Annotated in this window: 7 protein-coding genes and 1 pseudogene; 6 read left to right on the forward strand and 2 right to left on the reverse strand. The window is 66.9% G+C overall.

The genetic code is table 11. The features are described from left to right. Positions 1-106 precede the first annotated feature (106 nt). The 4 genes from psbO (at position 107) to FPZ61_RS11005 (ending at position 4,794) form a co-directional block, all read left to right on the forward strand. A complete protein-coding gene (gene psbO, locus FPZ61_RS10990) occupies positions 107-928 on the forward strand; it encodes a photosystem II manganese-stabilizing polypeptide (RefSeq protein WP_185466623.1) in 822 nt (273 codons plus the stop codon). A gap of 142 nt (positions 929-1,070) precedes the next feature. Continuing rightward, entirely contained in the window at positions 1,071-2,243 is a 1,173-nt protein-coding gene (gene sat / locus FPZ61_RS10995) for a sulfate adenylyltransferase (protein ID WP_185466624.1), read from the forward strand. A gap of 54 nt (positions 2,244-2,297) precedes the next feature. Continuing rightward, positions 2,298-4,142: an ATP-dependent zinc metalloprotease FtsH3 gene (ftsH3, locus tag FPZ61_RS11000; RefSeq protein WP_185466625.1), complete on the forward strand. Its 1,845-nt coding sequence runs from the start codon at positions 2,298-2,300 to the stop codon at positions 4,140-4,142. Next, on the forward strand, positions 4,117-4,794 hold the full coding sequence (locus tag FPZ61_RS11005) for a bifunctional 4-hydroxy-2-oxoglutarate aldolase/2-dehydro-3-deoxy-phosphogluconate aldolase (RefSeq protein WP_185474828.1): 678 nt from the start codon (positions 4,117-4,119) through the stop codon (positions 4,792-4,794). Before ftsH3 ends, FPZ61_RS11005 begins: the two co-directional genes overlap by 26 nt. On the opposite strand, the gene aroC is transcribed toward FPZ61_RS11005, so the two are convergent. Then, the gene (gene aroC, locus FPZ61_RS11010; RefSeq protein ID WP_185466627.1) at positions 4,776-5,867 is read right to left on the reverse strand and encodes a chorismate synthase; all 1,092 of its coding nucleotides are present in this window, start codon (positions 5,865-5,867) and stop codon (positions 4,776-4,778) included. The genes FPZ61_RS11005 and aroC overlap by 19 nt on opposite strands. Before the next feature lie 177 nt (positions 5,868-6,044). On the opposite strand from aroC, the gene FPZ61_RS11015 reads away from it, so the two are divergent. Together FPZ61_RS11015 and FPZ61_RS11020 are read left to right on the forward strand one after the other, a co-directional pair. Further along, complete coding sequence (locus FPZ61_RS11015; protein ID WP_255441546.1) at positions 6,045-6,500, forward strand: hypothetical protein; 456 nt, start codon at positions 6,045-6,047, stop codon at positions 6,498-6,500. Beyond that, a complete protein-coding gene (locus tag FPZ61_RS11020) occupies positions 6,497-6,991 on the forward strand; it encodes a hypothetical protein (RefSeq protein WP_185466629.1) in 495 nt (164 codons plus the stop codon). The genes FPZ61_RS11015 and FPZ61_RS11020 overlap by 4 nt, the downstream gene beginning before the upstream one ends. Positions 6,992-7,092: 101 nt before the next feature. Here the strand turns inward: FPZ61_RS11020 and FPZ61_RS11025 are convergent. After that, positions 7,093-7,295, reverse strand: a pseudogene (locus FPZ61_RS11025) (photosystem II q(b) protein); the annotation flags it as partial.

A 7,295-nucleotide genomic window follows, 5' to 3' on the forward strand; every position in this document is an offset into this window, starting at 1 on the left:
TTGTTGAGAGCCGCAACATGCTATCGGGACCTGGGTTTTTCATCTGTAGGATCGCCGCTGGCGCACCCATCTCCAAGGTTTCACCCTGCTCGTGCGGCTTCTCCCAATGCGTTTTCGACCCCTGCTGGCCCTTGTGCTGGCGCTCTGCCTGACGCTGGTCACAGCGTGCGGTGGCGGTGCCTCAGCCGTTGAACGGGCCAATGTCACCTACGACGACATCGTCAACACCGGCAAGGCCAACGACTGCCCGACCCTTCCGGACTCGGCCCGTGGATCCATCCCCCTGGATCCTTCAAGCCGCTACCAGCTGCGTGAAATCTGCCTCCACCCCAGCGAAGTGTTCGTGAAGGGTGAGCCGGCCAACAAGCGCCAGGAGGCCCAGTTCGTGGCCGGCAAGATCCTCACCCGCTACACCTCCAGCCTTGATCAGGTCTACGGCGATCTCAGCATCGACGGCGACACGCTCACCTTCAAGGAGCTCGGCGGCATCGACTTCCAGCCGATCACCGTTCTGATGCCCGGCGGGGAGGAGGTGCCCTTCACCTTCTCCAGCAAGGAGTTGCTCGCCACCGCCGGTGGGGCCGCCGCCATCAGCACCAGCACGGATTTCGAGGGCGTCTACCGCACCCCCAGCTACCGCACCAGCAACTTCCTCGATCCCAAGGGTCGTGGACTGACCACCGGTTACAGCAGTGCTGTCGGCCTGGTGCCTGCCGGTGACGACGAGGACCTCACCAGGGAAAACGTCAAGCAGTACATCGAGGGCAAAGGCACGATGAGCTTCTCGATCACCAAGGTGGACAACGCCACCGGTGAGTTCGCGGGTGTGTTCACAGCGGTCCAGCCCTCCGACACCGACATGGGCGGAAAGACTGCCGTGGACGTGAAGGTCACCGGCCAGCTCTACGGCCGCCTCGAGCAGGTCTGAACCAGAGATCAGAGGCCCCTGCGTGGCTGGCCTTCGATTCCTTCAGCCGTGATCGCCGGCGCATCATCCGGGCCCCCATTGGGGCCCTTTTTCATCGAGTCACGATGGTGTGGAACAATCGCGCCACCTGCCGAAGGCCTCCATGACCACCGCCTCTGCCACCGGACGCTCCAGCACAGGCCTGATCCCGCCCCACGGCGGAACGCTGGTGGACCTGATGGTTTCCGAGGCCGAGCGCCAGGCGGTGACGGCAGATGTGGATCGGGTGCTGGAGTGCAGCCACCGCAACGCCTGCGATGTGGAGCTGTTGGTGGTGGGCGGCTTCTCTCCGCTGCTGGGCTTCATGCACCAGGAGGATTACGACGCCGTGGTGGCGGGATACCGCACCACCTCAGGGCTGCTGTTCGGGCTGCCGATCGTGTTCGACACCGACCAGGCGGACGTGGCGGTGGGGCAGAGGCTGCTGCTCACCTACCAGGGGCAGGAGCTGGCGGTGCTCACGGTGGAGAGCCGCTGGGAGCCCGACAAGGTCAAGGAGGCCAAAGGTTGCTACGGCACCACCTCGCTGGAGCATCCCGCGGTGCGCATGATCGCCACTGAGCGGGGGCGCTATTACCTGGGCGGCGCGTTGCAGGGCCTTGAGCTGCCCCGGCGGGTGTTCCCCTGCCGCACCCCCGCCCAGGTCCGCGCCGATCTGCCCCATGGCGAGGATGTGGTGGCCTTCCAGTGCCGCAACCCGATTCATCGGGCCCACTACGAGCTGTTCACCCGCGCGCTCCACGCCACGAACGTCAGTGAGTCGGGGGTGGTGCTGGTTCATCCCACCTGCGGTCCCACCCAGGAGGACGATATCGCCGGTGAGGTGCGCTTCCAGACCTACGAACGGCTGGCGGCGGAGGTGGCCAACCCACGCATCCGCTGGGCCTACCTGCCCTACGCCATGCACATGGCGGGGCCTCGGGAGGCGCTGCAGCACATGATCATCCGCAAGAACTACGGCTGCACCCACTTCATCATCGGCCGCGACATGGCGGGCTGCAAGAGCTCCCTGAGCGGCGAGGACTTCTACGGTCCCTACGACGCCCAGGACTTTGCCCGTGACAACGCGCCGGAGCTGGGCATGGAGACGGTGCCGTCACTGAACCTGGTGTACACCGAAGAGGAGGGCTACGTGACGGCCGAGCACGCCCAGGCGCGGGGGTTGCATGTGAAGAAATTGAGCGGAACCCAGTTCCGGCAGATGCTGCGCAGCGGCGAGGAGATCCCGGAGTGGTTCGCCTTTCGTAGTGTGGTGGAGGTGCTGCGCTCCGCCTGACGGGTCTCGGCGACGGTTAACATTCTGTTACTTCAACTCTCAGGAGCACGCAGGTTGAACAAACGCTGGCGCAACGCAGGGCTCTATGTGCTCCTGGCGATCGTGGTGATTGCGGTGGGCTCCGCTTTCCTGGGTCGCCCTGATCAGGCCAACGCCCCCAGAAGCCTCCGTTACAGCGACTTCGTCGAGGCGGTTCAGGAGAACCAGATCTCGCGGGTTCTGATCTCCCCCGACCGCGGCACCGCCCAGGTCGTCGAGAACGATGGCAACCGCGCCGTGGTCAACCTCGCCCCCGACAAGGACCTGCTCAAGCTGCTCACCGAGCACAACGTCGACATCGCGGTCCAGCCCAACCGTGAGCCCGCCGCCTGGCAGCAGGCCGTGGGCAGCCTGCTGTTCCCGCTGCTGCTGCTGGGGGGACTGTTTTTCCTGCTGCGGCGCGCCCAGGGGGGTGGCGGCAATCCCGCCATGAGTTTCGGCAAGAGCAAGGCACGGGTTCAGATGGAGCCCCAGACCCAGGTCACCTTCGGGGATGTGGCCGGCATTGAGGGCGCCAAGCTCGAGCTCACCGAAGTGGTCGACTTCCTCAAGAACCCTGACCGCTTCACGGCCGTCGGCGCCAAGATCCCCAAGGGTGTGCTTCTGGTGGGCCCTCCTGGCACCGGCAAGACCCTGCTCGCCAAGGCCGTGGCCGGCGAGGCCGGCGTACCCTTCTTCTCCATCTCCGGTTCCGAGTTCGTGGAGATGTTCGTGGGCGTGGGCGCCAGCCGCGTGCGCGATCTGTTCGAGCAGGCCAAGAAGAGCGCTCCCTGCATCGTCTTCATCGACGAGATCGACGCGGTGGGGCGTCAGCGGGGCGCGGGCCTCGGTGGCGGTAACGACGAACGGGAGCAGACCCTCAACCAGCTGCTCACCGAGATGGACGGCTTCGAGGGCAACACCGGCATCATCATCGTGGCGGCCACCAACCGTCCGGATGTGCTCGATTCAGCCCTGATGCGGCCGGGCCGCTTCGATCGCCAGGTGGTGGTCGACCGTCCGGACTATGCCGGCCGTCTGCAGATCCTCGGAGTCCATGCCCGCGGGAAGACCCTGGCCAAAGACGTCGATCTCGACAAGGTGGCCCGCCGCACCCCCGGCTTCACCGGCGCCGATCTGGCCAACCTGCTCAATGAAGCGGCGATCCTGGCGGCCCGTCGTCAGCTCACCGAAGTCTCGATGGATGAGGTCAACGACGCGATCGAGCGGGTGATGGCCGGCCCCGAGAAGAAAGACAGGGTGATGAGCGAGAAGCGCAAGCGGCTCGTGGCCTATCACGAGTCCGGCCATGCCCTGGTGGGCGCCCTGATGCCCGACTACGACCCGGTGCAGAAGATCAGCATCATTCCCCGCGGTCAGGCTGGGGGCCTCACCTTCTTCACCCCCAGTGAGGAGCGGATGGAGTCAGGCCTCTATTCCCGCTCCTATCTGCAGAACCAGATGGCCGTGGCCCTCGGTGGCCGTGTTGCCGAGGAGATCGTCTACGGCGAAGACGAAGTCACCACCGGAGCCTCCAACGACCTCCAGCAGGTGGCCCGGGTGGCCCGTCAGATGGTCACCCGCTTCGGCATGAGCGACAAGCTGGGCCCCGTGGCCCTGGGCCGGGCGCAGGGGGGCATGTTCCTCGGCCGCGACATCGCCGCCGAGCGCGACTTCTCCGAAGACACCGCCGCCACCATCGACTCAGAGGTGGGTCTGCTGGTGGATGAGGCCTACCACCGCGCCAAATGGGTGCTGGTCCAGAACCGCTCCGTTCTTGATGAACTGGCTGAGCTGCTGGTGGAGAAGGAAACCGTCGATGCCGAAGAGCTCCAGGAGCTTCTGATCCGCAGCGATGTCCGTGTGGCTGAATACGTCTGAGCCCCGGCTTCTTCTCGATGAACTCCGGGCGCTGCCGCTGCTGGCGGTGCTGCGCCCGGTCCGCCCGCTGGAGGCCAAGGCCCGGATCGCGCTCCTGAACGCGGCCGGGCTGCGCCATGTGGAGATCGCCTGGAGCCCCTGGCCAGGCTGGAGCCAGGAGTGCCATGAACTGGCCCGGTGCTTCCCGACCATGCGCTTCGGGGCCGCTTCGGTGCGCACACTTCAGGCGCTGGAGGCGGCCCATCACGCCGGTTTCTCCTTTGCGGTCTCACCCGTGCTCGATCCCCAGCTGCTGGCAGCGGCCCGGCAGCTGGGGATCACCCTGGTGCCGGGGGTCTTCTCCCCCACCGAGGTGCAGCAGGCGGTCGGGCTGGGCTGCACGGCAGTGAAGCTCTTCCCGGCCAATGCCCTGGGGCCGTCCTACTGGAGTTCCCTGTCCGGGGCGCTGGGCCCCTTGCCCTTCTGCATCGCGGCCGGGGGTCTTGGGGTTGCTGACCTCAGCGGTTGGCTCGAGGCGGGGGGGAATGCCCTGGCCCTGGGGTCCAGGCTGTTCGCGGTCGCCAGCGTAGTGGGTGCACCACCAGCACTGGATCCTGGACTGACGCGCTGGGTGCAGGCCTATCCCTCAGCCTTTCACCAGAGGCTGCACTGAGCCTGCTGGCGCAGCAGGTGGTCGGCCAGCACCAGGGCCACCATCGCTTCCACCATCGGCACCGCCCGCGGCAGCACGCAGGGGTCGTGGCGGCCCTTGGCCTCCAGCACGGTGGCTTCCCCGCTTGAGGTCACGGTCTGCTGGGCCTTGCGGATCGTGGCGGTGGGCTTGAAGGCCACCCGCAGCACGATGGTTTCGCCGTTGCTGATGCCGCCCTGGATGCCGCCGGAGTTGTTGGTGGCGGTGCGCAGCGATCCATCCTCGGTGGCCAGGAAGGCGTCGTTGTGCTGGCTGCCCCGCAGCAGGGTGCCGGCGAAGCCGGAGCCGATCTCGAACCCCTTGGTGGCCGGCAGCGACATCACGGCCTTGGCCAGATCAGCCTCCAGCTTGTCGAAGACGGGCATGCCCAGCCCCACCGGCGCGTGACGCACCACGCACTCGATCACCCCGCCGCAGGAGTCGCCCTCGCGGCCGATCGCCTCGATGCGCTCGATCATGCGCTCGGCGCAGGCGGCATCGGGGCAGCGCACGATGTTGCCCTCCACGGCCTCGAGGGTCACGCTCGCTGGATCGATGCTGCTGGCTTCGATCGTGTGGATGCGCTTCACCCAGGCGATCACCTCGGTGCCATGGGCCCTGGCCAGCAGTTGTTTGGCGATGGCTCCGGCCGCCACCCGGCCGATCGTTTCCCGCGCCGAGGCCCTGCCGCCGCCGCTGCGGGCCTGGATGCCGTACTTCGCCTGGTAGGTGGCGTCGGCGTGGGAGGGCCGGAACGCCACCGCCATCTCGCTGTAATCGCCGGGGCGCTGGTCCTTGTTGCGCACCACCATGGCGATCGGCGTGCCCAGGGTGACCCCGTCCAGCAGCCCGCTGAGGATCTCGACGCGGTCGGCTTCCTTACGGGGGGTGGTGATCCTGCTCTGGCCGGGCTTCCTGCGATCGAGCTCCGCCTGAATGGCTTCCGGGTCCAGGGCGAGTCGGGGTGGGCAGCCGTCGACGATCACACCCACACCACCACCGTGGGATTCGCCGAAGGTGCTGACCCTGAAGAGTTGCCCGAAGCTGCTGCCCATCTCCTCGTCCTTCTGACCTGGAGCCTACGCAACGGCTTTGCTTCTGAGCGTCTTCAGCCCGTGAAGATCCCCTGAACGGGGGATGCCATCAGCCCTGGCTCAGCAGGATGCTGAAAGCACCGAGATGCTGTTGTGCGGATGGAGATCCCCCATCGACCTTTTTTGATCGCTCTCGGCATGACCCTGGCTTTCGCCGGGGGGCCTGCAGCCGCCACCACCTGGGAGGCCATCGACACCCTCCGAGCCCGGCTGGGCTCCGCCGGAGTCACGGTGATCCAGCGCAGCTGTCCCCAGCGGGGGCTCCAGGGTCTGTATCACTCCGGCAACGACACGATTGTGATCTGCCGGTCCCACCGCTCACCGGCGGCGGTGTGGAACACCCTGGCTCATGAGGCCACCCATCGGATGCAGGCCTGCGTCGGTGGCTCCATCACCCATCGGCAGCACCATCGATCGATGGCCCGCAGTCTGGCCAGTTACGCCCCGGACGACCTGCGTTCGCTGAGGGCTTATCCCAGGGGGCAGCAACTCGCTGAACTCGAGGCCCGATACACAGCCCAGCTGCCACCCGAGCAGGTGTTGCAGCTGTTCGATCGCTACTGCTCTCCAACCTCAGCGTCCTCCCGGCCATGAACAACCTTCTGCTTCAGCTCGCCATGGCCGCCCTCTCCCAGCTGGGCGGCGGATACGCAGGACCGCTGCAGTCGCCGACGCTCGGTCCTCGGCTGTTTCCAGCTCCAAACCCCCTGGCGCTCCCAGGTCCGGCCCCCTTCCGGAGCCCGGCGGGGACGGGGCGGAACCGGCCCCAGGGTGAGCAGCTGGCCAGCCTGGCGGTCACCACCTGCCAGTTGCGCAGTGGCGTGATCAGCCGCAGCCAGGCCCGCCAGAGACTCCAGGGCTTCGGGGAGAGCAGGGGCTGGCAACCGGGCTGGGGCGAGGCCATTCCCCTGCAGCGAGTCGATGCCGCCATCCGCAGCGCCGGAGGATGCCAGGCCCTCCTCGCGGAATTCGGAGAAAGGGGAGGGAGCTTTCCCGGAAGGCGTGGGCCGGCGATCGGCAGGGCCACACCGGCCCCGCAGAGCCCCAGCGAGGCGGAGGGCTTCGGCCTGGCCCCCTACCGCTGAGGCCTTCGGGCCGATGGATCCACACAAAAAAGCCCCTGCCGAAGCAGGGGCTTTCGTTGTGGTGATGCAGGTGGTGGGTCCGGGTGGACCCACCGGCCGCATCAGCCGATCGCAGGAGCGGTCAGCGCCACGGGAGTGGCTTCAGCAGAAGCCAGGTCCAGGGGGAAGTTGTGAGCGTTGCGCTCGTGCATCACTTCCATGCCCAGACCAGCGCGGTTCAGCACATCAGCCCAGGTGTTGATCACGCGGCCCTGGCCGTCGAGGATCGACTGGTTGAAGTTGAAACCGTTCAGGTTGAAGGCCA

The organism is Synechococcus sp. BSA11S (assembly GCF_014224355.1).
Taxonomy (GTDB): Bacteria; Cyanobacteriota; Cyanobacteriia; order PCC-6307; family Cyanobiaceae; genus Regnicoccus_A.

Excerpts from the sequence above, each read along its gene's own strand:
- FPZ61_RS11005 (WP_185474828.1), top strand. The coding sequence starts at position 4,117 with ATGTCCGTGTGGCTGAATACGTCTGAGCCCCGGCTTCTTCTCGATGAA.
- psbO (WP_185466623.1), top strand. The coding sequence starts at position 107 with ATGCGTTTTCGACCCCTGCTGGCCCTTGTGCTGGCGCTCTGCCTGACG.
- aroC (WP_185466627.1), bottom strand. The coding sequence starts at position 5,867 with ATGGGCAGCAGCTTCGGGCAACTCTTCAGGGTCAGCACCTTCGGCGAA.
- FPZ61_RS11015 (WP_255441546.1), top strand. The coding sequence starts at position 6,045 with ATGACCCTGGCTTTCGCCGGGGGGCCTGCAGCCGCCACCACCTGGGAG.
- FPZ61_RS11020 (WP_185466629.1), top strand. The coding sequence starts at position 6,497 with ATGAACAACCTTCTGCTTCAGCTCGCCATGGCCGCCCTCTCCCAGCTG.
- sat (WP_185466624.1), top strand. The coding sequence starts at position 1,071 with ATGACCACCGCCTCTGCCACCGGACGCTCCAGCACAGGCCTGATCCCG.